25 protein-coding genes are annotated in these 23957 nt (G+C 72.0%); 14 read left to right on the forward strand and 11 right to left on the reverse strand.

Annotation, left to right across the window (positions count from 1 at the left end):
- Positions 1-137 precede the first annotated feature (137 nt).
- The 6 genes from cobM to cobC are packed head-to-tail and all read left to right on the forward strand — an operon-like array spanning position 138 to position 6467.
- Positions 138-956 carry a precorrin-4 C(11)-methyltransferase gene (gene cobM / locus ACWC0C_RS24580; protein ID WP_449198427.1) on the forward strand — a complete coding sequence of 273 codons (819 nt, stop codon included), beginning with the start codon at positions 138-140 and terminating at the stop codon, positions 954-956.
- Positions 953-2188: a precorrin-6y C5,15-methyltransferase (decarboxylating) subunit CbiE gene (cbiE, locus tag ACWC0C_RS24585; RefSeq protein ID WP_450865889.1), complete on the forward strand. Its 1236-nt coding sequence runs from the start codon at positions 953-955 to the stop codon at positions 2186-2188. The genes cobM and cbiE overlap by 4 nt, the downstream gene beginning before the upstream one ends.
- A complete protein-coding gene (gene cobJ / locus ACWC0C_RS24590; RefSeq protein ID WP_450865890.1) occupies positions 2185-3888 on the forward strand; it encodes a precorrin-3B C(17)-methyltransferase in 1704 nt (567 codons plus the stop codon). Before cbiE ends, cobJ begins: the two co-directional genes overlap by 4 nt.
- Positions 3885-4472 carry a precorrin-8X methylmutase gene (locus ACWC0C_RS24595; protein ID WP_450865892.1) on the forward strand — a complete coding sequence of 196 codons (588 nt, stop codon included), beginning with the start codon at positions 3885-3887 and terminating at the stop codon, positions 4470-4472. Before cobJ ends, ACWC0C_RS24595 begins: the two co-directional genes overlap by 4 nt.
- The gene (locus ACWC0C_RS24600; protein ID WP_449198431.1) at positions 4469-5416 is read left to right on the forward strand and encodes a sirohydrochlorin chelatase; all 948 of its coding nucleotides are present in this window, start codon (positions 4469-4471) and stop codon (positions 5414-5416) included. Before ACWC0C_RS24595 ends, ACWC0C_RS24600 begins: the two co-directional genes overlap by 4 nt.
- Entirely contained in the window at positions 5406-6467 is a 1062-nt protein-coding gene (gene cobC, locus ACWC0C_RS24605; RefSeq protein ID WP_449198432.1) for an Rv2231c family pyridoxal phosphate-dependent protein CobC, read from the forward strand. Before ACWC0C_RS24600 ends, cobC begins: the two co-directional genes overlap by 11 nt.
- An 82-nt stretch (positions 6468-6549) precedes the next feature.
- Here the strand turns inward: cobC and ACWC0C_RS24610 are convergent, their stop codons facing one another.
- From ACWC0C_RS24610 to ACWC0C_RS24630, 5 genes are all read right to left on the reverse strand, one after another.
- The gene (locus ACWC0C_RS24610; protein ID WP_450865894.1) at positions 6550-7452 is read right to left on the reverse strand and encodes an SCO1860 family LAETG-anchored protein; all 903 of its coding nucleotides are present in this window, start codon (positions 7450-7452) and stop codon (positions 6550-6552) included.
- A gap of 143 nt (positions 7453-7595) precedes the next feature.
- Positions 7596-8687, reverse strand: coding sequence for an amidohydrolase family protein (locus tag ACWC0C_RS24615; RefSeq protein ID WP_449198434.1), 1092 nt, complete (start codon positions 8685-8687; stop codon positions 7596-7598).
- Positions 8688-8704: 17 nt separating this feature from the next.
- Positions 8705-9499 carry an amino acid ABC transporter ATP-binding protein gene (locus ACWC0C_RS24620; RefSeq protein ID WP_449198435.1) on the reverse strand — a complete coding sequence of 265 codons (795 nt, stop codon included), beginning with the start codon at positions 9497-9499 and terminating at the stop codon, positions 8705-8707.
- Complete coding sequence (locus tag ACWC0C_RS24625; RefSeq protein ID WP_450865897.1) at positions 9496-10329, reverse strand: amino acid ABC transporter permease; 834 nt, start codon at positions 10327-10329, stop codon at positions 9496-9498. The genes ACWC0C_RS24620 and ACWC0C_RS24625 overlap by 4 nt, the downstream gene beginning before the upstream one ends.
- The gene (locus ACWC0C_RS24630) at positions 10326-11174 is read right to left on the reverse strand and encodes a transporter substrate-binding domain-containing protein (protein ID WP_450865899.1); all 849 of its coding nucleotides are present in this window, start codon (positions 11172-11174) and stop codon (positions 10326-10328) included. Before ACWC0C_RS24630 ends, ACWC0C_RS24625 begins: the two co-directional genes overlap by 4 nt.
- 139 nt (positions 11175-11313) lie before the next feature.
- On the opposite strand from ACWC0C_RS24630, the gene ACWC0C_RS24635 reads away from it, so the two are divergent.
- From ACWC0C_RS24635 to thpD, 6 genes are all read left to right on the forward strand, one after another.
- Entirely contained in the window at positions 11314-12423 is a 1110-nt protein-coding gene (locus ACWC0C_RS24635) for a pyridoxal-phosphate-dependent aminotransferase family protein (RefSeq protein ID WP_450865900.1), read from the forward strand.
- A 281-nt stretch (positions 12424-12704) separates the two neighbouring features.
- Entirely contained in the window at positions 12705-13235 is a 531-nt protein-coding gene (locus ACWC0C_RS24640) for a DinB family protein (protein WP_449198439.1), read from the forward strand.
- A 255-nt stretch (positions 13236-13490) separates the two neighbouring features.
- Positions 13491-14009 carry a diaminobutyrate acetyltransferase gene (gene ectA / locus ACWC0C_RS24645; protein ID WP_450865902.1) on the forward strand — a complete coding sequence of 173 codons (519 nt, stop codon included), beginning with the start codon at positions 13491-13493 and terminating at the stop codon, positions 14007-14009.
- A gap of 13 nt (positions 14010-14022) precedes the next feature.
- Positions 14023-15294, forward strand: coding sequence for a diaminobutyrate--2-oxoglutarate transaminase (gene ectB / locus ACWC0C_RS24650; RefSeq protein WP_449198441.1), 1272 nt, complete (start codon positions 14023-14025; stop codon positions 15292-15294).
- 31 nt (positions 15295-15325) lie between these two features.
- Entirely contained in the window at positions 15326-15730 is a 405-nt protein-coding gene (locus tag ACWC0C_RS24655) for an ectoine synthase (protein ID WP_450865904.1), read from the forward strand.
- Between the two features lie 6 nt (positions 15731-15736).
- Complete coding sequence (gene thpD / locus ACWC0C_RS24660; protein WP_449198443.1) at positions 15737-16630, forward strand: ectoine hydroxylase; 894 nt, start codon at positions 15737-15739, stop codon at positions 16628-16630.
- Between the two features lie 101 nt (positions 16631-16731).
- On the opposite strand, the gene ACWC0C_RS24665 is transcribed toward thpD, so the two are convergent.
- On the reverse strand, positions 16732-17790 hold the full coding sequence (locus ACWC0C_RS24665) for an alkene reductase (RefSeq protein ID WP_450865906.1): 1059 nt from the start codon (positions 17788-17790) through the stop codon (positions 16732-16734).
- A gap of 168 nt (positions 17791-17958) precedes the next feature.
- Between ACWC0C_RS24665 and ACWC0C_RS24670 the strand changes: the two genes are divergently transcribed.
- The gene (locus tag ACWC0C_RS24670) at positions 17959-18462 is read left to right on the forward strand and encodes a MarR family winged helix-turn-helix transcriptional regulator (RefSeq protein ID WP_449198445.1); all 504 of its coding nucleotides are present in this window, start codon (positions 17959-17961) and stop codon (positions 18460-18462) included.
- 4 nt (positions 18463-18466) lie between these two features.
- Here the strand turns inward: ACWC0C_RS24670 and ACWC0C_RS24675 are convergent, their stop codons facing one another.
- From ACWC0C_RS24675 to ACWC0C_RS24690, 4 genes are all read right to left on the reverse strand, one after another.
- Positions 18467-19519: an aminotransferase class V-fold PLP-dependent enzyme gene (locus ACWC0C_RS24675; protein ID WP_450865907.1), complete on the reverse strand. Its 1053-nt coding sequence runs from the start codon at positions 19517-19519 to the stop codon at positions 18467-18469.
- Between the two features lie 95 nt (positions 19520-19614).
- Entirely contained in the window at positions 19615-20334 is a 720-nt protein-coding gene (locus ACWC0C_RS24680) for a DsbA family oxidoreductase (RefSeq protein ID WP_450865908.1), read from the reverse strand.
- Between the two features lie 92 nt (positions 20335-20426).
- Positions 20427-20930: an N-acetyltransferase family protein gene (locus ACWC0C_RS24685; RefSeq protein ID WP_450865910.1), complete on the reverse strand. Its 504-nt coding sequence runs from the start codon at positions 20928-20930 to the stop codon at positions 20427-20429.
- On the reverse strand, positions 20927-21904 hold the full coding sequence (locus ACWC0C_RS24690; protein ID WP_450865912.1) for a GlxA family transcriptional regulator: 978 nt from the start codon (positions 21902-21904) through the stop codon (positions 20927-20929). Before ACWC0C_RS24690 ends, ACWC0C_RS24685 begins: the two co-directional genes overlap by 4 nt.
- A 70-nt stretch (positions 21905-21974) precedes the next feature.
- Here ACWC0C_RS24690 and ACWC0C_RS24695 point away from each other — a divergent pair, with 70 nt between their 5' ends.
- Entirely contained in the window at positions 21975-23366 is a 1392-nt protein-coding gene (locus ACWC0C_RS24695; RefSeq protein WP_450865914.1) for an MFS transporter, read from the forward strand.
- Here ACWC0C_RS24695 and ACWC0C_RS24700 read toward each other — a convergent pair.
- On the reverse strand, positions 23320-23928 hold the full coding sequence (locus tag ACWC0C_RS24700; RefSeq protein ID WP_450865915.1) for a DUF1349 domain-containing protein: 609 nt from the start codon (positions 23926-23928) through the stop codon (positions 23320-23322). The two genes, ACWC0C_RS24695 and ACWC0C_RS24700, sit on opposite strands and share 47 nt — an antisense overlap.
- Between the last annotated feature and the right edge of the window lie 29 nt (positions 23929-23957).

A 23957-nucleotide genomic window follows, 5' to 3' on the forward strand; every position in this document is an offset into this window, starting at 1 on the left:
GATGGAGGGCCCTTCGCGCACATCGGGCGCCGATCACACTCCCCCAGACCCTGACATTTCACCGATTCCGACTTGCGTTTCCGACGTTTGCGACACCTCTGATGTCTCTGATGTCTCCGTACGAGAGGACCCTTCCCATGGCCGATGCCCCCACCGGCAAGGTGACCTTCGTCGGTGCCGGCCCCGGCGCCGCCGACCTGCTGACCTTCCGGGCCGCGCGCGCGATCGCGGAGGCGGACGTGGTGATCTGGGCGGCGAGCCTGGTCCAGGCCGAGGTCCTCGAGCACGCGCGCGCCGACGCTGAGGTCCTGGACTCGGCGGCCATGTCCCTGGAGGACGTCGTCGCCGTCTACCGGCGCGCCCACGCGGAGGGCCGGAAGGTGGCGCGGATCCACTCCGGCGACCCGGCGCTGTGGGGCGGCACGCAGGAGCAGCTGGACCGGTGCGCGGAGATCGGGATCGCCACGGAGGTCGTACCGGGCGTCTCGTCCTTCTCCGCCGTCGCCGCGCTCGCGCAGCGCGAGCTGACCATCCCCGAGGTCGCGCAGTCGGTCGTCCTCACCCGGCTCGGCGGTGGCAAGACGCCGATGCCGCCCGGCGAGGAGGTGCGCGAGTTCGCCCGGCACGGCACGACCATGGCGATCTTCCTGTCGGCCGCGCGCAGCGGGCAGCTGGTGCGCGAGCTGCTGGAGGGCGGCTACCCGACGGACACCCCGGTGGTCGTCGCCTACCAGGCGACCTGGCCGGAGGAGCTGGTCGCGAAGTGCACGATCGGCACGCTGGAGGAGACGGTCAAGGAGCACAAGCTCTGGAAGCACACGCTCTTCCTGGTCGGCCCGGCGCTGGACGCCCACGGGACGCGTTCGCACCTGTACCACCCCGGTCACTTCCACGGCTACCGCAAGGCCGACCCCGAGGCCCGGCGGGCCCTGCGTGAGCGGGGAGCGAGCAGTTGATCACGGTCGTCGGTACGGGGACGGGCGCGCCGGTTCCCGAGGACGTCCTCGCGGATGCCGCGCTGGTGGTCGGCGGTCGTCGGCACCTGGACGCGGTGCGGCTGCCCGAGGGCGCCGAGTCGGTGGTGCTGGGACCACTGGCGCCGGCGCTGGACGTCATCGAGCGGCATCTGGAGAAGGAGAGCCGGGTCGTCGTGCTGGCCTCCGGTGATCCGGGGTTCTTCGGGATCGTGCGGGTGCTGGCCGAGCGGTTCGGGTCGCGGCGGCTGGATGTGCGGCCCGGGGTCTCGTCCGTCGCCGCCGCGTTCGCGCGGGTGGGGCTGCCGTGGGACGACGCCGTGGTCGTCAGCGCGCACGGCCGGGAGCTTCGTACGGCGGTCAACGTGTGCCGGGCGCGGCCGAAGGTGGCGGTGCTGACGGGGCCGGGCGCGGGGCCGGCGGAACTGGGGGCGGCGCTGCTGCCCGACCCGCGTGTCCTCGTCGTCGCGTCCGCCCTCGGCTCCGCGGGCGAGCGCGTGGAACGGGTCACGCCCGCCGAGGCCGCCGCGCGGGACTGGGGCCCGGACGTCAGCGTGGTGCTGTGCCTCGACGAGACACGCGCCCTCGGCGGGGTGCGCACGGTGGCCGGGGCGCCGGCCAGGCCCGTCGGATGGGCCCTGGACGAGGGCGGGTTCGCCCACCGCGACTCGATGATCACCAAGTTCGAGGTACGGGCGCTCGCCCTGGCCCGGCTCGGGCCCCGGCTCGGCGATCTGGTCTGGGACGTCGGCGCGGGCTCCGGCTCCGTGGCCGTGGAGTGCGCGCGGCTCGGCGCGGCCGTCGTCGCCGTGGAGAAGGCGGCGGACGGGGTGGAGCGGATCCGCGCCAACGCGCACGCCCACGGCGTGGACGTGGACGTGGTGCACGGCTCGGCACCCGAGGCTCTGGACCGGCTCGCCGACGATCCCGACGCCGTGTTCGTCGGCGGCGGGGGGCGCGAACTGCCCGCCGTCGTCACCGCGTGCGCCCGGCGGGCCCGGCGGACCGTGGTCGTCGCCATGGCCGCCCTGGACCGCGTGCCGGCCGCGCGCGAGGCGCTCACGGCCGCCGGGTTCACCTGCGACGGGGTGCTGCTGCAGTCCTCGCGGCTGGCGCCGCTGCCGGGCGATGTGACCCGGCTCGCGGCGACCAATCCTGTGTTTCTGCTCTGGGGCGTCAGAACCCCGGTATCCAGTGAAGGAGTTGCTCTGTGATCGGCCTGATTTCCGCCACCGCGGCGGGGGCGGCGGCGCGGGACCGGCTGGCCGCGGCCTGGCCGGACCGGGCGCGGGTGTACGAGGGTCCCGTCGGGGAGGCGGTGCGGGCCGCGTTCGCCGAGTGCGAGCAGCTGGTGTGCTTCCTGGCGACGGGCGCGGTGGTACGACTGCTCGCGCCGCTGCTCGGCGACAAGACGGCCGACCCGGGTGTGGTGTGCGTGGACGAGGGCGGCCGGTTCGCGGTGTCGCTGGTCGGCGGGCACGGCGGCGGGGCCAATGAACTCGCCCGCGAGGTGGGCGGGTTGCTGGGTGCCGAGCCGGTGGTGACCACCGCGACGGACTCCGTCGGGCTGGCGGCGCTGGACACGCTGGGGCTGCCGTACGAGGGTGCGGTCGCGGCCGTGTCCCGGGCGCTGCTGGACGGTGAACCGGTCGCGCTGGAGGCCGAGTCGGCGTGGCCGCTGCCCCCGCTGCCCGCCTCCGCACAGGGGGCGTACACCGTCCGGCTGACGGATCGGGCCGTCGAGCCGGGCGAGCGTGAGGTGCTGCTCAGGCCGCCGTCGCTGGTGGTCGGGGTCGGCGCGTCCAAGGGCGCGCCCGTGGCGGAGGTCCTCGGGCTGATCGAGGAGGCGCTGCGGGAGGCGGGGCTGTCGCCGAAGTCCGTGGCCGAACTCGCCACCGTGGACGCCAAGTCGGAGGAGCCCGGCATCGTCGCCGCCGCCGAGCGGCTGGGCGTGCCCCTGGTGACGTACTCCGCCGGGGAGCTGGCGGCGGTCGAGGTGCCCCATCCGTCCGACGCTCCCCTCGCCGCCGTCGGCACCCCGTCGGTCGCCGAGGCGGCCGCTCTGGTGCGGGGCGGTGAACTCCTCGTGCCCAAGCGGAAGTCCGTGCGGGCCGACGGACAGCCGGCCATGGCGACCTGTGCCGTCGTACGGCGTCCTGGGCGCGGGCGGCTCGCGGTGGTCGGGCTCGGACCCGGCGCCCGGGACCTGCTCACCCCGCGCGCGGCGGCCGAGCTGCGCCGGGCCTCGGTGCTGGTCGGGCTCGACCAGTACGTCGACCAGATCCGCGATCTGCTCAGGCCCGGTACCCGGGTGCTGGAGTCGGGGCTCGGCGCGGAGGAGGAGCGGGCCCGTACGGCGGTCGCGGAGGCCCGCAAGGGGCACGCGGTGGCGCTGATCGGCAGCGGGGACGCGGGCGTGTACGCCATGGCCTCCCCGGCGCTCGCCGAGGCCTCGGACGACATCGACGTGGTCGGGGTGCCCGGGGTGACGGCCGCGCTGGCCGCCGGGGCGATCCTGGGCGCGCCGCTGGGCCACGACCACGTGTCCATCAGCCTGTCCGACCTGCACACGCCGTGGGAGGTCATCGAGCGGCGGGTGCGGGCGGCGGCCGAGGCGGACATCGTCGTCACCTTCTACAACCCGCGCTCCCGGGGCCGCGACTGGCAGCTGCCGAAGGCGCTCGCGATCCTCGCCGGGCACCGGGAGCCGACGACCCCGGTGGGTGTCGTCCGCAACGCTTCCCGGCCGGACGAGTCGAGCCGGGTGACCACGCTCGCCGCACTGGATCCGGCGTCGGTCGACATGATGACGGTCGTGACCGTGGGCAACACCGCGACCCGGAACATCGCCGGGCGCATGGTGACCCCGCGCGGCTACCGCTGGCAGGACACCCGCCCGGAGGAGGCCCAGTGAACCGTGTCGTCCACCCCATCGAGCAGGAGTCCTTCCGGCGGCTGCGCGCCCGGCTGGACACCTCGCACTTCCCGCCGCTGAGCCGGGCGGTGGTGGAGCGGGTCATCCACTCCGCCGCCGACCTGGAGTACGCGACCGATCTCGTCATGGCCGAGGACGACCTGGTCAAGGCGCATGCCGCGCTGCACGCCGGAGCGCCGGTCGTCGTGGACGTGGAGATGGTCGCGGCCGGCATCACCCGCCGGGAGACCGTCTGCCGGCTGAAGGACGCCACGTCCGGCCCGGGACTGACGCGTTCGGCCCATGCCGTCCGGCTCGCGTACGAGGAGGTCGGTCCCGGGGCCCTGTGGGTGATCGGCTGTGCGCCGACCGCCCTGGAGGAACTGCTCACCCTGGACGCCTCCCCCGCGCTCGTCATCGGCCTGCCCGTCGGTTTCGTCGGCGCGGCCGAGTCCAAGGCCGCGTTGCGCGCGAGCGGGCTGCCCGCCGTGAGCAACGTGTCCGAGAAGGGCGGGTCGGCGGTCGCCGCCGCCGCGCTCAACGCCCTGCTGTACCACCCCGTTTCACCTGAGGAGACCTCGTGACCACCCCGCCCGCCCTGCTCATCGCCGGACACGGCACCCGTGACGACGCCGGAGCCGAGGCGTTCCGCGACTTCGTCCGGGAGCTCGGGCGCCGCCACCCCGAGCTGCCCGTCGCGGGCGGCTTCATCGAACTGTCCCCGCCGCCGCTGGGCGACGCCGTCACCGAACTGGTCGAGCAGGGTGTACGGCGGTTCGCGGCGGTTCCGCTGATGCTGGTGTCCGCCGGGCACGCCAAGGGTGACATCCCGGCCGCACTGGCCCGCGAGAAGGAGCGGCACCCGGGCATCTCGTACACCTACGGCCGACCGCTCGGCCCGCATCCGGCGCTGCTGAGCGTGCTGGAGCGACGGCTGGACGAGGCGCTGGGTTCCTCCGGCAGGAGCCCCGAGGACCGGGCCGATGTGACGGTGCTGCTGGTGGGGCGCGGTTCGACGGACCCCGACGCCAACGCCGAGGTGTACAAGGCGGCGCGGCTGCTGTGGGAGGGCCGTGGGTACGCCGGGGTGGAGACGGCGTTCGTGTCGCTGGCGGCGCCGGACGTGCCGAGCGGCCTGGACCGCTGCAAGGCGCTGGGAGCGCGCAGGATCGTCGTCCTGCCGTACTTCCTGTTCACCGGGATCCTGCCGGACCGGGTGCGGCAGCAGACCGAGGGCTGGGCCGCCGCGCACCCGGAGGTCGAGGTGCGCTCGGCCGATGTCATCGGGCCCGAGCCGGAGCTGCTGGACCTGGTGATGGAGCGGTACGAGGAGGCCGTCAAGGGTGATCTGCGCATGAACTGCGACTCGTGCGTGTACCGGATCGCGCTGCCTGGCTTCGAGGACAAGGTGGGGCTGCCGCAGCAGCCGCACTTCCACCCGGACGACGACGGCGACCACGGCCATGGACACGGGCATGGACACGGGCATCACCATCACGGGGGGCACTCGCACAGCCATGCGCACTGAGGAGACTGGGGCCGGGCACGATCTGCGGCACCACGGGGACGCCGAAGTACGCGACGACGGGGCCGCGTTGGTCGATCTCGCCGTCAACGTCCGTGCGGACACGCCCCCGCCGTGGCTGCGGGAGGAGATCGCCGCCTCGCTGGGCGCCCTCGCGGCCTACCCGGACGGGCGGGCCGCACGGGCGGCGGTGGCGGCGCGGCACGGGCTGCCGGCGGAGCGGGTGCTGCTGACGGCGGGCGCGGCGGAGGCGTTCGTGCTGCTCGCCCGTGCGCTGAAAGTGCGGCAGCCGGTCGTCGTGCACCCGCAGTTCACCGAGCCGGAGGCCGCGTTGCGCGACGCGGGGCACACCGTGGAGCGGGTACTGCTGCGGGCGGAGGACGGGTTCCGGCTGGATCCGGCGGCGGTGCCGGAGGATGCGGACCTGGTCGTCATCGGGAATCCGACGAATCCGACGTCGGTGCTGCACCCGGCGGAGGCGATCGCTCAACTGGCCCGCCCCGGGCGGGTGTTGGTGGTCGACGAGGCGTTCATGGACGCGGTGCCGGGTGAGCGGGAGGCGCTGGCCGGACGTACCGATGTGCCGGGGCTGGTCGTGCTGCGCAGTCTGACCAAGACGTGGGGGCTGGCCGGCCTGCGGATCGGGTACGTCCTGGCTTGTGCGGAGATCATTGGCGAGCTGGCGCGGGCCCAGCCGCTGTGGCCGGTGTCGACGCCCGCGCTGGCCGCTGCCCAGGCGTGTGTGACGCCACGGGCACTGGCGGAGGCCGGGCATGCGGCGCATCGCATCGCGGCGGACCGGGCCCATCTGGTGGCGGGGTTGACGGCTCTCGCCGACCGGGGTGTGCGGGTGGTGGAGCCTGCGGAGGGGCCGTTCGTGCTGGTCCGCATGCCGGGTGCTGCCGCTGTACGACACCGGTTGCGTGACCTTGGCTACGCCGTTCGGCGGGGGGACACCTTTCCGGGGCTGGGTGCGGAGTGGGTGCGGGTGGCTGTGCGGGACCGGGGCACGGTGAGCGGTTTTCTGTCGGCGCTGTCCGCTGCCCTGCCGTAGCCGGGGTCCTGCCACGAGATCGCCCGCGCCTGACCGCCGGGCGTGGGGGCGCGGCGTGCGTGCCCCCAGCCGGGTGTCGGCGTCAGCTCTTGCGGCGTCTGGCCAGCGTCACCGCTCCCCCGCCGACCAGCAGCAGTGCCAGCGCGCCGCCCGCGATGTACGGGGTCGCCGAGCTGCTGCCGGTCTCCGCGAGGTCGGTGCGGGCTCCCTGGGGCCGCACGTCGGCGGCCGGGTCGTGGCTCGGCACCGGGTGGCCGGTGGGCGGGGCCAGCGGGGACTCGCAGGTCGCCTTGGCCAGGGTGACCGTGCCCTCGATGTCGGCGACGTTGAGCTTCAAGGGGTTGACGGAGACCTTGAGTTCGAGGGCGGTGGCGGCGGCCGTACGGGTCGTGGTGCGCCGCTGGGCCAGGTCGAGGCGGACCTCGCCGACGCCGGGCACCTTGACCTCGGTCGGGCCGCCGACGGTGAGCGTGACGCGCTTGCCGAGGACGGTGACGGAGCCGAGGACGTTCGCCGAGGCGGCCGGTGCCTTGCCGGCCTCGCAGGTCGCCTTGGCGGTGACCGTGCCGACCTCGATCAGGGACAGCAGGGGCAGGCCGGGTACGTGCAGCTTGGCGTCGACGAGCCGGACCGAGCCCTCGGCGCGCCGCGCGGTCACGGTGGCCTTCGCGGAGGCGACGTCCGCACCGAGGACGGTGAACGGCTTGCCGCCGGCCACGCCGTCGAGCCGGGCGGACAGTGCGGTCTTGTCGGCGCTGCGCGGTGCCGACACCTCGTTGAGGGAGACCGCGAGCGGGACATGAACGGTCTTGTTGAGCAGGGACACGTCGAGCCCGGTGCGCAGGACGACGGCGGAGGCGCGACCGTGGTCAGTGGTCGCGTGCGCGGCGCCCGCGCCCAGGACCGCGGGCGCCGCGGCGAGGGCGGTGACCGTCGCCACGGCGGCGAGACGGCGTGCGGGCATGCTGAAGTTTTTGCTGTTCAAGGCGGTGGGACCCCCAGTGGGAACATGCTTGGGACCCGTCAACCTTGTACGCGGTGTGGGTGAACGGTCAGCGATCCCGGGCTACTTCACTCAAACGTGGATATGCCGTACATCGTTTCGAATCACCGGGCACGCGCGTTCCCCTACTGCACGATCCGCCCGTTCAGCACCACCCGGCGCGGCGCGGCCAGCACCCGTACGTCCGCGCGCGGATCGCCCTCGTACACCACCAGGTCGGCCGGCGCGCCCTCTTCCAGCCCGGGGCGGCCGAGCCAGGCGCGGGCGCCCCAGCTGGTCGCCGACAGCGCCGCGAGGGGCGGGATGCCCGCGGTGACCAGCTCGGCGACCTCCTCGGCGACCAGGCCGTGGGCCAGTGAGCCGCCGGCGTCCGTGCCGACGTACACCGGGACACCGGCGTCGTAGGCGCCCCGCACGGTGTCGTAGCGGCGCTCGTGCAGCCGGCGCATGTGTGCCGACCAGCGCGGGAACCTGGTGTCACCGCCGGCGGCGAGCTGCGGGAAGGTGGCGATGTTGACGAGGGTCGGGACGATCGCGACGCCGCGCTCGGCGAAGAGCGGGATCAGGTCGTCGGTGAGGCCGGTCGCGTGCTCGATGCAGTCGATGCCCGCCTCGACGAGGTCACGCAGGGAGCTCTGGGCGAAGCAGTGCGCGGTGACGCGGGCGCCGAGCCGGTGGGCCTCGGCGATGGCCGCCTCGACCGCTTCGCGCGGCCAGCAGGGCGAGAGGTCGCCGAGGTCGCGGTCGATCCAGTCGCCGACCAGCTTGACCCAGCCGTCGCCGCGCCGGGCTTCCTGGGCGACGTACGCGACCAGGTCGTCGGGCTCGATCTCGTGCGCGTAGTTCCTTATGTAGCGGCGGGTGCGGGCGATGTGCCGGCCGGCCCGGATGATCTTCGGCAGGTCCTCGCGGTCGTCGACCCAGCGGGTGTCGGAGGGCGAGCCGGCGTCCCGGATCAGCAGGGTGCCGGCCTCCCGGTCGGTGAGCGCCTGCTTCTCGGCGGTGCCGGCGTCGACCGGGCCGTGTGTGCCGAGGCCGACGTGGCAGTGCGCGTCGACCAGGCCGGGCAGCGCCCAGCCCTCGACGGTACGCACGTCACGGGCGCCGGCGGGGCGGTCGTAGGTCACCCGGCCCCCGACCACCCACAGCTCGTCGCGGACATCCTCGGGCCCGACGAGGACCCGCCCCTTCACGTGCAGCACCGCGCCATCGCTCATGACCGCACCTTAACTACCTAGGGCTGGTCCTTCCCCACCTGGTCGGAAGTCTCCTCCTCCACCTCGGCCATCGCCGGGTCGAGCAGGCGGGAGAGGAAGTGGCGGGTGCGCTCGTGCCGCGGGTCGCCGATGACCTGCTCGGGGGTGCCGTCCTCGACGATCACGCCGCCGTCCATGAAGACGACCCGGTCGGCGACCTCGCGGGCGAAGGTCATCTCATGGGTGACGACCATCATCGTCATGCCCTCGGTGGCGAGCATGCGCATGACGGCGAGGACGTCGCCGACCAGTTCCGGGTCGAGCGCGGAGGTCGGTTCGTCGAAGAGCATGACCTCCGGGCCCATCGCCAGCGCCCGGGCGATGGCCACGCGCTGCTGCTGGCCGCCGGAGAGGGAGGAGGGGTACGCCTCCGCCTTCTCGGCCAGGCCGACGCGGGCCAGGTTCTCGGCGGCGATCCTCGCGGCCGTCGCCTTGTCCCGCCCGAGGACCCGGCGCTGCGGGAGCGTGAGGTTCTCGGTGACGCTCAGGTGCGGGAAGAGGTTGAACTGCTGGAAGACCATGCCGATCCGGCGGCGTACGGCGTCGATGTCGACGTCCGGGTCGGTGAGCTCGGTGCCGCCGACGAAGACCTGGCCCTTGCTGGGCTCCTCCAGCAGGTTCACACAGCGCAGGAGGGTCGACTTGCCGGACCCTGAGGGGCCGATGACACAGACGACCTCGCCCCGGCCGATCTCCAGGTCGATGCCCTTGAGCACCTGGTTGTCACCGAAGGACTTGTACAGGTCCCGTACCTGAATCTCCGGGCGGCTCACCGGATCGCCTCCTGGGCCTTGGACTCCATGCGCCTGACGACATAGCTGAGCGGGATGGTGACCAGCAGGTAGCACAGGCCCGCGACGAGGATCGGCGTGGAGTTGGCGGTCGTACTGGCGAGGTCGCGGCCGAACTTGGACAGCTCCCGCTCCTCCAGGGTGACACCGAGGAACAGCACCAGCGAGGAGTCCTTGAACAGCAGGACGAGTTCGTTGGTGAGCGGCGGCAGGATGATCCGGAAGGCCTGCGGGATGATGATGGAGATCATGGCCTTGGCCGGCGAGAAGCCGAGCGAACGGGCCGCCTCCATCTGTCCCTTGGGCACGGCCTGGATGCCGGCGCGGATGGTCTCCGCCATGTACGCGGCCGAGACCAGGCCGAGCGCGATCGCGACCTTGCCGTAGGTGCCGCCGGGGATCTCCGTGCCGGGGAAGGCGAGGGGCACGGCCACGCCGACGAAGATGAAGATCAGCAGGGCGGGCAGGCCCCGGAAGATCTCGATGTAGACGCTCGCCAGCCAGCGGTACGGGCCCACGGAGGACAGCCGCATCAGCGCGATGGCCATGCCGAGGACGAGTCCGACGACAAAGCCGGACAGCGTGTAGAGCACGGTGTTCTTCAGCGCCAGTGTGATGACGTCCGGGAACATCTGCCGGGCGATGCTGCCCTGGGCGAACTGGTTCTGCAGCCGCCCCCAGTCCGCCGCGGCCGCGAAGGCGGCCACGGCGGCGACGAAGACGACGTACTGGATGCCCCGGGACAGGCTCCGCTTCTGACGGCGGGTCAGTCCCTTTTTCCTCGGCTGGAGTTGTACGTCCGTTTCGGTCATGAGGCGGCGGGCGAGGCGACGGAGGCGTTGTACGGCCCGATCCACTGCTCGTAGATCTTCTTGTAGGTGCCGTCGGCCTTGGCGTCCTTGAGGGCCTTGTTGATGGCGTCGAGCAGCGCCTTGTTGCCCTTCTTGACCGTGAAGCCGTACTGCTCGCCGGTCTTGAGGTTGTCGACGACCTTGAACTTCTCGGCGTTGGCCTTGTCCTTCAGCCACCCCTGGACGACCGGGTAGTCGATGACGACGGCCTGGACCTGGCCGGTGCGCAGGCCGTTGAGGACCGCGTCGGAGGACTCGAAGGAGATCGGGTCGAAGCCCTTGCCCTTGACGTAGTCCTCGCCGGTGGTCTGCGCCTGGGCGCCGAGCTTCTTGCCCTTGGCCTTGACGTCCGCGAGGGAGTTGACGCCGCTGTTCTTGTCGACGAGGACGGCCTGGGTGGCCTCGAAGTACGGGTCGGAGAAGTCGACGTTCTTCTTGCGCTCGGGCGTGATCGTCATGCCGGCGGCGGCCAGGTCGCACTGGCCGGAGTTCAGGAACGCGCCGGTCTTGAAGTTCTCGAAGGGCGTGTCGAGGATCTGCTGCTTGACGCCCAGGTTCTTGGCGACGAGGTCGATGAGGGAGACGTCGAAGCCCTGCACCTTGCCGTTGATCTCCGACTGGAACGGCGGGTACGGCAGGTGGGTGCAGGTGGTCAGCTGACCGGCCTTGGCGATGTGGACCCCCTTGACGGTGGCACCGCCGCTCCCGCTGCCGTTCGAGGAGCAGCCGGCCACGACGAGGACCAGCCCGGCGGTCGCGGTGGTGGCAGCCAGGAGGCGGGTCCGGCGTCCGAGGAGCGTTTTCATGGGGGGGATCTTCTCTGTGGGGGACCTGTGAGTTCCGATTATAAGGAAGGGTTTGAGTCTCTCAAATCAAACCCATGGTTGGGGAGCCGTTCGACCTAAGATCGGTGGAGTTGCCCCCGAGTATGAAGAGAGCGCCGCCGTGTCCCACCCCTTCCTCGACCTGCCCCCGCTGAGTGCCGAGCGCTTCGCCGCCGTCGAGGACGGGGTCGCCCGGCTGCTGGACACCCGGCAGGACGTGCTGATCACGCAGGGCGAGGCGCTGCTGCCGCTGGAGGGCGCGATCCGCGCGGCGGCCGGTCCGGGCACGGTGGCCCTGAACGTGATCACGGGACCGTACGGGCAGACCTTCGGCGACTGGCTGCGCGACTCCGGCGCGACCGTGTACGACGTCTCCGTTCCCTTCCACACGGCGGTCACGGCCGAGCAGATCCGGGAGGCGTTCGCCGAGCACCCCGAGGTCGACTTCGTGTCCCTCGTCCACGCGGAGGCGGCGACCGGCAACACCAACCCGGTCGCCGAGATCGGGGAAGTGGTACGGGAGCAGGGCGCGCTGTTCTATCTGGACGCGGTGGCCTCCGTGGGCGCGGAGCCGGTGCTGCCGGACGCGTGGGGTGTGGACCTGTGCGTGATCGGGGCGCAGAAGGCGATGGGCGGCCCGGCGGGTGTGTCGGCGATCTCGGTGAGCGAGCGGGCGTGGGCTCGGATGGCGGCCAACCCGAACGCGCCGCGCCGCTCCTATCTGTCCCTGCTGGACTGGAAGGAGCGCTGGATCGATGCCGGCCGCAGGGTGCTGCCGCATGCTCCGGCCCAGCTGGAGATGCTGGCGCTGGAGGCGTGTCTGGAGCGGATCAAGTCGGCAGGCCTGGAGGCGGTGATGGCCCGGCACCGGCGCGCCGCGCTGGCCACGCGGGCGGGTGCGGTGGCGCTGGGCGGCGGTCTGGAGCCCTTCGTGCACGTGGACGCCGAGGCCGCGCCGGTCGCGACGACACTGAGGACGCCGCCCGGCGTGGACGCGTCGGCGGTCGTGGCCAAGGCCCTCAGTGAGGCCCCCGGGCTGCCGCTGGCCGCGGGCGGGGGTCCCCTGGCCGGGGAGATGATCCGCGTGAACCACTATGGCCCGCACGCCCGGCAGAACCTCGTGGAGTCCTGCCTCACCGCGCTGGGCTCGGCACTCACGGAGTTCGGGGTACCGGTGAACCACAAGCGAGCCCGAGGGGCCGCCGACGCGGCCTGGGCGCAGGTGCGGTAGCGCACATACGCCGGGCAAGCAGTGGCCACGCCCGTCTCGCCGCGCCCGGTGGCCTGCCAGGTCGCCTCCTGGCGGATGCGCAGGTGCTCCGAGCGGGGCGGCTGCGCGGATCGCGGATCGGCGGTGGTCTGCTCCAGGCGTTCGTGTTCCGCTCGCTCGCGCTGTCCGTCGCCCCGGCCGAACCGGCGTGCCACGGCCGCCCGCAGCCCGGTCCAGGCATCCGTACCGGCGGCCGGCGCCGTCCACGCCACGTTGTCGTACCCCCGTGCCATGCTGCCGCCATGACCACACCCCAGGCGCCCCAGACCCTTCCCGACGGCCGGCCCGTGCCCGCGATGGCCGGACCCGAACGCCCCATGCTGGAGGGCTGGCTGGACTTCCACCGGGCCACGCTGGAGCTGAAGTGCCGGGGGCTGGACGACGGTCAGGTGCGGCTGGCCTCGGCGGAGCCGTCGTCGCTGACGCTGCTCGGACTCGTCCAGCACCTCGCCGAGGTCGAACGGAACTGGTTCCAGCGGGTGCTGGCCGGGCGGGAGGTGCCGCCGGTGTTCGAGGAGGAGACGGGGTACGCCCTTGATCCGGGGCGGGGGCTGGCGGACGCGCTGGAGGTGTGGCGGCGGGAGATCGCGCGCGGCCGGGAGCTGCTCGCCGAGCGGGATCTGGAGGACACCGGGCGGATCGTCGACGAGCCGATGGCCGGTGTCGAGGTCAGTGTGCGCTGGGTGCTGATCCACCTCATCGAGGAGTACGCCCGGCACAACGGACACGCCGACATTCTGCGTGAACGGATCGACGGCACCACCGGATTCTGAATTCAATTTACTTTCACAATTCCCGCCAATTCCCAGGACGATAGCTTCCCATCTTCTTCTGCCCGCTTTTTGCGAGGCTAAACCGGGCAGTTTTCCAGCGGGTTTCCGGCGGTTTCCGGGGTGTGACACACTCCACACAGGCAGGGCTTTGTCCCGGTTTGACGTGGGATAATTCAGGCATTTCATAATGCCCTCTGTGCGGCACAGCGACGGCGCCCGTGCATTTCCTAATTCGCCTCGCTAAATTCGTGCCGCATGACTGCCGCACCCGCAGACCTGCTGATCGACCAGCCGGCGGTGACCGACGGAGCCGCGCTCTGGCGTCTCGCCAAGGACTCGAAAACCCTCGACCTGAACTCCTCGTACAGCTATCTGCTGTGGTGCCGGGACTTCTCCGGCACCTCGGCGGTGGCACGGGGCGCGGACGGGGAGCCGGTCGGTTTCGTCACCGGCTATGTGCGGCCGGAGCACCCCCGCACCCTGCTCGTCTGGCAGGTGGCCGTCGACTCCGCCCACCGCGGCCGCGGCATCGCCGCCGCCCTGCTGGAGGGGCTGACCAGGCGCCTCGCCGCCGAGCGCGGCATCACCGACGTGGAGACGACCATCACCCCCGGCAACACCGCCTCCGAGCGGCTGTTCACCTCGTTCGCCGCCCGGCACGGGGCACGCCTGGAGCGTGAGGTGCTGTTCCCCGCCGAGCTGTTCCCGGACGGCCCGCACGACCCCGAAGTCCTCTACCGCATCGGTCCGCTGACCGACTTCACCGCCCACTGAGGAGCGATTCACCGTGACCATCACCCAGCCCGACCTCAGCGTCTTCGAGACCCTCGAGTCCGAGGTGCGCAGCTACTGCCGCGGCTGGCCCACGGTCTTCGACCGCGCACAGGGCAGCCGGATGTACGACGAGGACGGTCATGCCTACCTCGACTTCTTCGCCGGTGCCGGTTCACTCAACTACGGCCACAACAACGCCGTACTCAAACGGGCGTTGATCGACTATCTGTCCCGGGACGGGGTGACCCACGGCCTGGACATGTCGACCACGGCCAAGCGGTCCTTCCTGCAGGCCTTCCAGGATCTGGTGCTGCGCCCGCGCGATCTGCCGTACAAGGTCATGTTCCCGGGGCCGACGGGCACCAACGCCGTGGAGTCGGCGTTGAAGCTGGCCCGCAAGGTGAAGTCCCGCGAGGCGATCGTGTCGTTCACCAACGCCTTCCACGGGATGTCGCTGGGGTCGCTCGCCGTGACCGGCAACGCCTTCAAGCGGGCCGGCGCCGGGATCCCGCTGGTGCACGGCACGCCGATGCCGTTCGACAACTACTTCGACGGCACGGTCCCGGACTTCCTGTGGTTCGAGCGGCTGCTGGAGGACCAGGGCTCCGGGCTCAACAAGCCCGCCGCCGTGATCGTGGAGACCGTGCAGGGCGAGGGCGGCATCAATGTCGCCCGGCCCGAGTGGCTGCGCGCGCTGAAGGAGTTGTGCGAGCGGCAGGACATGCTGCTGATCGTCGACGACATCCAGATGGGCTGCGGCCGTACCGGTGCCTTCTTCTCCTTCGAGGAGGCCGGGATCACGCCCGACATCGTCACGGTGTCCAAGTCGATCAGCGGCTACGGGCTGCCGATGTCGCTGTGCCTGTTCAAGCCGGAGCTGGACGTCTGGGAGCCGGGCGAGCACAACGGCACCTTCCGGGGCAACAACCCCGCGTTCGTCACCGCCACCGCGGCCCTGGAGACGTACTGGACCGACGGCTCGGCCATGGAGAAGCAGACCCGTGCCCGTGGTGAGCAGGTCGAGCAGGCGCTGATCGCCATCACCGAGGAGAACCTCGCCGATGTGAAGGAGTACCGCGGGCGCGGCCTGGTGTGGGGCCTGGAGTTCCGCGACAAGGACCGGGCCTCTCGGGTCGCCCGGCGGGCCTTCGAGCTCGGGCTGCTCATCGAGACGTCCGGCCCGGAGGGCGAGGTCGTCAAGTTGCTGCCCGCCCTCACCATCACCCCGGACGAGCTGGACGAGGGCCTGAGCACCCTCGCCCGCGCCATCCGCGAAACCGTCTGAACCGCAAGCCGACCAGGAGGAAAGCACCACCGTGATCGTCCGATCGTTCAAGGACATCGAAGGCACCGACCGGCACGTCAAGGCGAAGTCCGGCACCTGGGAGAGCAAGCGGATCGTCCTGGCCAAGGAGCGGGTCGGCTTCTCCCTGCACGAGACCATCCTGTACGCCGGCACCGAGACGTCGATGTGGTACGCCAACCACATCGAGGCCGTCGTCTGCACCCGGGGCGAGGCCGAACTCACCGACCACGAGGCCGGGAAGACGTACACCATCACGCCCGGCACCATGTACCTCCTCGACGGGCACGAGCGGCACACGCTGCGGGTCAAGGAGGACTTCCACTGCATCTGCGTGTTCAACCCGCCTGTGACGGGACGGGAGGACCACGACGAGAACGGCGTCTACCCGCTGCTCACCGAGCCCGAGGAGGTGTGAGAACCCATGACCGCTGCCGGCATCACCGATCTCTACCCGACCCGCGGCACCACCGAGGTGACCGTCCCGCGCCAGGACCCGGTCGTGTGGGGTTCCCCGGACACGCCGGGCCCGATCCCCACGGCCGATCTGCAGGCGTACGAGCGTGACGGCTTCCTCGCCATCGACCAGCTGATCACCCCGGACGAGGTCGAGGTCTACAAGCGTGAGCTGGACCGGCTGGTCACCGACCCGGCGATCCGCGCCGACGAGCGCTCCATCGTGGAGCCGAAGTCCAAGGAGATCCGCTCGGTCTTCGAAGTGCACCGGATCAGCGAGGTGTTCGCGACCCTGGTGCGCGATCCGCGTGTGGTCGGCCGCGCCCGGCAGATCCTCGGCTCGGACGTGTACGTCCACCAGTCCCGCATCAACGTCAAGCCGGGCTTCGGCGCGAGCGGCTTCTACTGGCACTCGGACTTCGAGACCTGGCACGCCGAGGACGGCCTGCCCCACATGCGTACGGTGTCCGTCTCGATCGCGCTGACCGAGAACCACGACACCAACGGCGGCCTGATGATCATGCCGGGCTCGCACCGGACGTTCCTGGGCTGCGCCGGCGCCACGCCCGAGGACAACTACAAGAAGTCGCTGCAGATGCAGGACGCGGGCACGCCGTCGGACGAGGCACTGACCTCGCTGGCCGGCGAGCACGGCATCCGGCTGTTCACCGGCAAGGCCGGCTCGGCGACCTGGTTCGACTGCAACTGCATGCACGGCTCGGGCGACAACATCACGCCGTTCCCGCGCAGCAACGTCTTCATCGTGTTCAACAGCGTGGAGAACACGGCGGTGGAGCCGTTCGCCGCGCCCATCCGCCGACCCGAGTTCATCGGGGCGCGGGACTTCACGCCGGTGAAGTAGCCGGCCGGGAAGACCGGGCCGGGGCCTCCTCGTGTGGGACGGGGAGCTCCGTGCCACAGCAGTGGGCCTCCGCGTTCCGTGCGGGGGCCCACTGCTGTGTGTCAGAGCGCCGGATAGTCGGTGTATCCCCCGGCCCCGCCGCCGTAGAAGGTCGCCGGGTTCGCGGTGTTGAACGGGCCGCCCGACTTCAGCCTGGCCGGCAGGTCGGGGTTGGCGAGGAACAGCCGGCCGTAGGCGATCAGGTCGGCCGTGCCGTCCTCGACGAGGGAGAGCGACTCGGGACCGGTCGGGCCCTCGGTCGCGGGGTTGAGGACGAGGGCGCCGCCGAACCGCTTGCGCAGCTCCAGCGTCAGCCCGCGGACGTCCGGGGCGGCCTCCAGGATGTGCAGATAGGCCAGGCCCAGCGGCTCCAGCGCGTCGACCAGCGCGGTGTACGCGGGCTCCGGCTCGGGCTCCTCGTCGCCCAGGTTGCCCGGGGACAGCCGCAGTGCGGTGCGCTCGGGGCCGATGGCCTCGGCCACGGCCCGGGCGGTCTCCACGGCGAACCGGATCCGGCCGGACACCGAGCCGCCCCACTCGTCGGTTCGCCGGTTGCTGCCGGGTGCCAGGAACTGGTGGATCAAGTAGCCGTTGGCTCCGTGGAGTTCGACTCCGTCGAAGCCCGCCCGGACGGCGTTCCGCGCGGCGGTCGCGAAATCGGCGACGGTGGCGTGGATCTCGTCACCGGTCAGTTCGCGGGGCGTGACGAAGTCCTTCGGCCCCTCGTGGGTGTAGACCGTGCCGTGCGCGGCGACCGCGGAGGGCGCGACGTTGACCAGTCCGTCGGGCAGCAGGTCGGGGTGACCGATCCGGCCGGTGTGCATGAGCTGGGCGAAGATCCGGCCTCCGGCGGCGTGCACGGCGTCGGTGACCGCGCGCCAGGCGGTGACCTGGTCGGGGCTGTGCAGGCCCGGGGTGTCCGGGTAGCCCTGGCCGATGACGGAGGGCTGGATGCCCTCGGTGACGATCAGGCCGGCGGAGGCGCGCTGGGCGTAGTACTCGGCGGTGAGGGCGGTCGGCAGGCCGCCCGGTACGGCACGGCTGCGGGTCATCGGGGCCATGGCGATGCGGTTGGCCAGGCGCAGGCCCGGGAGGTCGATCGGGTCGAATGCGGTGGTCATGGTTCTCCCCACGGGTAAGAATTATGTGGCCGACCAAGTAATGCCGTCGAGGCCACCCTACACCGATTCATTGGCCGACCAAGTAAATAGCCGTGGGTACCCTTCGAAGACCCTTCGAGGACCCTTCGGGGACACTCGACGCAACGTCGAACAGGCGCGGGAGCAGCGATGGACGCCACCAAGGAGCCGGCAGCAGCGGGCGCGGCCGGGCATGCCCGTGCGCTGCCCGCGGCCGCCCGGGGTGGCCCGGTCAGCCACGCGCTGAGCCGGGTCGCCCGGCTGCACCGCACGGCGGCCGCCGGGCTGCTGCGCGAACTCGGGCTCTACCCGGGCCAGGAGTTCGTCATGATGCACCTGTGGGAGAGCGGCCCGGCCCGGCAGTCGGACCTGATCCGGACGCTCGGCCTCGACCCCTCCACGGTGACCAAGATGGTCCAGCGGCTGGAGCAGGCCGGGCATGTGCGGCGGCTGCCGGACCCGGCGGACCGGCGCGCGGTGCTGGTGGAGGCGACAGACTCCGGCGCCCGGCTGCTGACCGAGGTGGAGCGGCTGTGGAGCGAGCTGGAGGAGCAGAGCTTCGCGGGGCTGGCCCCGGCCGAGCGCGAGCAGCTGCTCACGCTGCTCGGCCGGGTCGAGGCCAATCTGTGCGAGGGGAACCCGGAGCGGGGCTGAGCGGTCAGCCGGACAGCACGTCCAGCAGGCGGTCCACGTCCGCCTCCGTGTTGTAGAGGTGGAAGGACGCGCGCAGATTGCCCGCACGATTGGAGACCTCGATGCCGGCTCGGCTCAACTCCGGCTGGCGGGAGCCGAGTCCGGGGACGGAGACGATCGCCGAGCCGGGGGCGGGCAGCGGTTCGTGGCCGAGCGAGGCGAGTCCGGTGCGGAACCGGTCGGCCAGCGCCAGGTCGTGGGCCTGCACGGCGGTCACGCCCAGCTCCTCGATCAGGGCGAGCGAGTGACGCACCCCGGCGTGGGTGAACAGGGCGGGGCTGACGTCGAACCGGCGTGCCGAGTGGGCCAGTTCGAGCACCGGGCCGTAGCAGCTGGTCCACGGTTCCTCGGCCGCCATCCAGCCCGCGAGCAGCGGGGACAGCCCGCCGAAGTCCTCGGGGACGACGAGGAAGGCCGCCCCGTGCGGACCGAGCAGCCATTTGAAGGTCGTCGCCACGGTGAAGTCGTAGGCACCGGCGTCCATCGGCAGCCAGCCCGCGGCCTGGGAGAAGTCCACGTAGGTGCGGGTGCCGTGGACGCGGGCCGCCTCGCGCAGGGCGGCGAGGTCGGCGACCCGGCCGTCGGCGGACTGTGCGGCGCTGACCGCGACCAGCGCGGTGCCGGGGCGGACGGACTCGGCGAGGCGCTCCAGCGGCACGGCGCGGACCTTGAGGTCGCCCCGCACATGGAACGGGTTGAGCACGGAGGTGAAGTCGTCCTCGGCGGTGAGCACTTCGGCGCCCGTGGGCAGCGAGGCGGCGATCAGGCCCGTCTGGGAGGAGACGGACGCGCCCGCCGCCACCCGGGCCACCGGCACCCCGGCCAGCCGGGCGAACGCGGCCCGGGCCCCCTCGACGTCGTCGAACAGCGGATCCAGCGGCCGTCCCTCGGCCCGGATGACCGCCGCCTCGTGCAGCGCGGCGACCGTGCGGGCCGGGAGCAGGCCGCTGCTCGCGGTGTTCAGATAGGTGTTCTTCGGGCTGAACTCGGCGCGGACGAGGCTCTCGAAGGTCTCCATGACCCCACTGTGCGGGTCATGGAACTCCCCGTCCATTGCGAATTTTTACGTGGATTCGCTTAGGAGGCCTTATACATCCGCGCCGACCTGCGGTTTCAGCCCTGCTGCGGCACCGCGCACCCGTCCGGCCCACAGGCCTGGGCGTCCTCCTGGTCGACCGGCTTCAGCGGGGAGTGCTCGCCCCAGGCCTGGGTCAGCGCCCGGGTGAAGACCTCGGCGGGCTGGGCGCCGGAGACGCCGTACTTCCGGTCCAGGACGAAGAACGGCACGCCGGTGGCGCCGAGCTGGGCGGCCTCGCGCTCGTCGGCGCGGACGTCGTCGGCGTACGCCTTCGGGTCGGCGAGCACCGCGCGGGCGGCCCCGGCGTCCAGTCCGGCCTCGGCGGCCAGCTCTACCAGGCGCTCGTCGCCCTCGGTGAAGACGGACCGCTCCTCGGCGAAGTTCGCCCGGTACAGGACCTGGATCAGCTCGTCCTGCCTGCCCTGCTCCTTGGCGAAGTGCAGCAGGCGGTGCATGTCGAAGGTGTTGCCGTGGTCGCGGCCCCGGGTGCGGTAGTCCAGGCCCTCGGCGGCGGCCTGGGCACCCAGGTTGTCCTCGCCGGCCTCGGCCTGCGCCTCGCTCATGCCGTACTTCCTGGTGAGCATGGTGATCACCGGCTGGACATCGCCCTTGGCGCGGCCGGGATCCAGCTCGAAGGAGCGGTGCACCACCTCGACGTCGTCGCGGTGCGGGAAGGCAGCGAGCGCCTTGTCGAAACGGGCTTTTCCGACATAACACCAGGGGCAGGCGATATCGGTCCATATTTCGACGCGCATGTCTTCGGCTCTCCAGGTCGTACGGGCGCGGAGACTCTCTCCACACCGGTACATGAACGTTCAAGCAGCGCGCATCATTCCCCGCCCCTGCTTCATTCCCCGGTCACGGAGAAGCGCAGGAAGAGGTGGTGGTCGCCCTCGGCGGGCGGGTTCTCCGGGTCGGCGACCCAGCCCTGGCGGGCGTAGAAGGCCTGGGCCCGCTGGTTGTCCACGTGTACGTCGAGTACGGCCGCGCGCTTGCCGTCGGCGTGCCACTCCTCCACACAGGCGGCGTGCAGGGCCGTGCCGATGCCGGAGCGCCAGTGGTCGGGGTCGACGTGGAACTGGAACAGCTTGACCGTTTCCGCGGGTGCGCCGTCGGGGGTGCGGAAGGAGGCGATGCCGACGATCCGGCCCTGCTCGACGGCGCACAGCACATGGCCGTCGGGGCGCTCGATGGACCCGCGCCAAGCCTCGCACCAGTCGAAGTCGGACTGGGGGGCACCGTGCGGGTAGTACGTCGAGCGGGCGCGGGAGTGCAGGTCGGCGATGGTCTCGGCCTCGGCGGGCACGGCGGTACGGATCATCAGACCGCCGGTCACGCGTTCACTGATCATGCTACGGAGGACGTGACCGCCGGTTGTCCGGTTCCGAGGCGGCTGAACTGGGCCCGGTACGCGCTCGGGGTGAGGCCGGCGCGGCGGACCAGGTGGGTGCGCAGGGAGTCGGCGGTGCCGAGGCCGCAGGCGGCGGCCACCTGGTCCATGGGCAGGGTGGTGGTCTCCAGGAGTTCCTTGGCGCGCTCGATGCGCTGGTGCAGCAGCCATTGCAGGGGGCTGACGCCGCTCTCGGCGTGGAAGCGCCGGGTGAGGGTGCGTACGGAGACCCCGGCGTGCCGGGCCAGGTCGGTGAGGGTGAGCGGCTTGTCGAGGTTGCGCATGGCCCAGCCGCGGGTGTCGGCGCAGGCGGTGCCGCGCTCGGGCGGCAGCGGGGTGTGGGTGAACTGGGTCTGGCCGCCGGGGCGGACCGGGGCGACCAGGGCGAGGCGGGCGACCTCGTTGGCGACGGCGGCGCCGTAGTCGGTGCGGATGAGGTGCAGGCACAGGTCGATGCCGGCGGCGTACCCGGAGGAGGTGAGGAACTGGCCGTCCTGGGCGTAGAGGACATCACCCTGGACCTCGATATCGGGGTGCCGGCGGCGCAGTTCGGCGGCGTGCGCCCAGTAGGTGGTCGCCTTGCGGCCCTTGAGCAGACCGGCCTCGGCGAGCGAGAAGGCGCCGGTGCAGATGGAGGCGATGCGCACGCCCGCGCCGGCGACCTCGCGCAGCACCTCCAGCACGCGCGCATCCGGCGAGAAGGGCTTGCCGGTGCCCGCCACGATCACGGTGTCCGCCTCCCGCAGCGCCTCCAGACCGTGCGGGATGTGCAGGTCGAGGCTGCCGGTGGTGGGCACGGGGCCGGGGTCGGGTGCGCAGATCACCACCTCGTAGCCGGGCCGCCCGTCGACCTCGACCTTGTCGAACAGCAGCTCGGGGATGGCGAGGTTGAACATCGACACGGGCGGGGACGCGACGACCGCGACTCGCAGCATGGCCAGAACCTCCGGATGCATGGCGTTCAGGCCACTACTGTACGCGGGGAGAGATCCGCAGCATGGAGCCATGCCAACCAACCAGAGCCTTCGAGCCATCCAACTCCCCTCGAAGAAGGGCGGGTTCGAGTCCGGGCACACCCCCGCCCGCGCCCTGACCGCCGCCCTGCTGGGCTTCGCGTTGATCACCCTCGACGCGTCGGTGGTGAACGTGGCCCTCCCGGCGATCGGCTCGTCACTCGGCGGCGGGATGTCCGGCCTCCAATGGGTGGTGGACGCCTACACGCTGGCCTTCGCCGCCCTGATGCTCTCCACCGGCGCCTTCGCGGACCGGGCCGGGGCCAGCAGGGCGTACGCCCTCGGCATCACCGTCTTCACGCTCGCCTCGGCGGCCTGCGGACTGGCGCCGACCCTCCCGGTGCTGATCGGCGCCCGCGTGGTGCAGGGCGTCGCGGCGGCCGTCGTCCTGCCCGCGTCGCTGTCCCTGGTACGGCAGGCGTACACCGATCCGGCGCAGCGCGCGCGGGCGGTGGCGCTGTGGGCGGCCGGGGGCTCGGTCGCGGTGGCGCTGGGTCCGGTGGCGGGCGGGGCGCTGACCACGGCCTGGGACTGGCGCGGGATCTTCTTCATCAATCTGCCGCTGGGCGCGGTCGCCCTGCTCATGCTGCTGCGTGCCCCGCGCTCCGAGCGCCGCCCGGCACCCCTGGACCTGCCGGGCCAGCTCACGGCCGTGGTCGCGCTGACCGCCCTCACCTTCGCGGTCATCGAGGGCGGTACGACGGGCATCGCGGCCGGGGCCGTGGCGGTGGCGGCCGCCGCGCTGTTCGTCTGGATCGAGTCACGGCAGCCGCACCCGGTCGTGCCACTCGGGCTGTTCCGGGACCGGGCGGTGCGGGTCTCCGTGGCGGCCGGGGCGGCGTGCAGCGTGGCCTTCTACGGCGTGGTGTTCCTCTTCTCGCTCTTCTTCCAGCAAGTGCAGGGCCGTTCGGCGCTCTACACCGGGCTGCTCTTCCTGCCGATGTCCGGGCTGATCGCGGTGACCAACGTGGCCTCCGGGAAGCTGGCCGGCCGTTACGGCCCCCGGCTGCCGATGCTGCTCGGCCAGGCGCTGGCCGTGGCCGGCCTGCTGGGTCTGCTGACCGTCGGCTCCGGCACGCCCGCCGCCGTGGTGGCCGTCCTGCTCGTCCCGGTGGCCCTCGGCTGCGCGCTGACCGTCCCGCCGCTGACGGCCGTGATGATGGACGCCGTACCGGCCGAGCGGGCGGGCCTGGCCGCCGGGGTGCTCAACGCGGCACGCCAGGTGGCCGGGGGCCTCGGGATCGCGGTGTTCGGCGCGCTGGTGAACGGCGGTTTCGCCACCGGGATGCGGGCGAGCCTGGCGCTGGGTGCGATCCTGTTCGCCCTGACCTTCGTCCTCAGCTGCCGTCTCGGAGGTCGTCCGGCCAGCCGGGCCGGAAGGTGAGGTGGTCGTACGTCACCACGCACCCCTCCCCCAGCGGCGCCTGGGTCATGAAGCCGACCAGCGCGTCGCCGGTCTCCTTCTCGTCGCCCAGGGTGAACAGCCGGACGAAGGTCCAGCGTTCACCGTCCCGGGAGGCGTGGAAGGCGAAGGCCCGCCCGGTGCGGCTGACTCGCAGCCATACCGAACTCCCCTCCACCGTGAAGGAGTTGGCGTCGTCGGAGTGCCCCCGGGTGACCACCGTGCAGACGGTGGGCACGTCCGGGGAGTACTCCAGGCACAGCTTGGCCCAGGCCCGCTCGCCGACGTGGACGTACAGCGCGCCCGCGTCGAAGGACGCGTTGAACCCGACGGTGACCCGGGCGATCAGCTGGAAGTCCCCTTCCGGCGCCCCCAGCAGCCGGGGCGCGTCGGAGGCGGGGTCCAGGGCCTCCCCGGTGGGCGTGACGAACCGGTCCTGCCGGGGCCCGGCCCATCCGGTCAGTACGCCGTTCTCGTAGGACCAGTGCCCGTCGGGGCCGTAGGTGCGCAGGAGGAAGGGGAGTTCGGGAAGTTCCACGTCCATGGTCCGATTGTCTCAGGAGAACTTTTCGA

The sequence above is a fragment of the Streptomyces sp. NPDC001709 genome, from assembly GCF_053596375.1.

Excerpts from the sequence above, each read along its gene's own strand:
- cobM (WP_449198427.1), top strand. The coding sequence starts at position 138 with ATGGCCGATGCCCCCACCGGCAAGGTGACCTTCGTCGGTGCCGGCCCC.
- cobC (WP_449198432.1), top strand. The coding sequence starts at position 5,406 with ATGCGCACTGAGGAGACTGGGGCCGGGCACGATCTGCGGCACCACGGG.
- ACWC0C_RS24615 (WP_449198434.1), bottom strand. The coding sequence starts at position 8,687 with ATGAGCGATGGCGCGGTGCTGCACGTGAAGGGGCGGGTCCTCGTCGGG.
- ACWC0C_RS24625 (WP_450865897.1), bottom strand. The coding sequence starts at position 10,329 with ATGACCGAAACGGACGTACAACTCCAGCCGAGGAAAAAGGGACTGACC.
- ACWC0C_RS24630 (WP_450865899.1), bottom strand. The coding sequence starts at position 11,174 with ATGAAAACGCTCCTCGGACGCCGGACCCGCCTCCTGGCTGCCACCACC.
- ACWC0C_RS24640 (WP_449198439.1), top strand. The coding sequence starts at position 12,705 with ATGACCACACCCCAGGCGCCCCAGACCCTTCCCGACGGCCGGCCCGTG.
- ectA (WP_450865902.1), top strand. The coding sequence starts at position 13,491 with ATGACTGCCGCACCCGCAGACCTGCTGATCGACCAGCCGGCGGTGACC.
- thpD (WP_449198443.1), top strand. The coding sequence starts at position 15,737 with ATGACCGCTGCCGGCATCACCGATCTCTACCCGACCCGCGGCACCACC.
- ACWC0C_RS24665 (WP_450865906.1), bottom strand. The coding sequence starts at position 17,790 with ATGACCACCGCATTCGACCCGATCGACCTCCCGGGCCTGCGCCTGGCC.
- ACWC0C_RS24670 (WP_449198445.1), top strand. The coding sequence starts at position 17,959 with ATGGACGCCACCAAGGAGCCGGCAGCAGCGGGCGCGGCCGGGCATGCC.
- ACWC0C_RS24675 (WP_450865907.1), bottom strand. The coding sequence starts at position 19,519 with ATGGAGACCTTCGAGAGCCTCGTCCGCGCCGAGTTCAGCCCGAAGAAC.
- ACWC0C_RS24680 (WP_450865908.1), bottom strand. The coding sequence starts at position 20,334 with ATGCGCGTCGAAATATGGACCGATATCGCCTGCCCCTGGTGTTATGTC.
- ACWC0C_RS24685 (WP_450865910.1), bottom strand. The coding sequence starts at position 20,930 with ATGATCAGTGAACGCGTGACCGGCGGTCTGATGATCCGTACCGCCGTG.
- ACWC0C_RS24690 (WP_450865912.1), bottom strand. The coding sequence starts at position 21,904 with ATGCTGCGAGTCGCGGTCGTCGCGTCCCCGCCCGTGTCGATGTTCAAC.
- ACWC0C_RS24695 (WP_450865914.1), top strand. The coding sequence starts at position 21,975 with ATGCCAACCAACCAGAGCCTTCGAGCCATCCAACTCCCCTCGAAGAAG.
- ACWC0C_RS24700 (WP_450865915.1), bottom strand. The coding sequence starts at position 23,928 with ATGGACGTGGAACTTCCCGAACTCCCCTTCCTCCTGCGCACCTACGGC.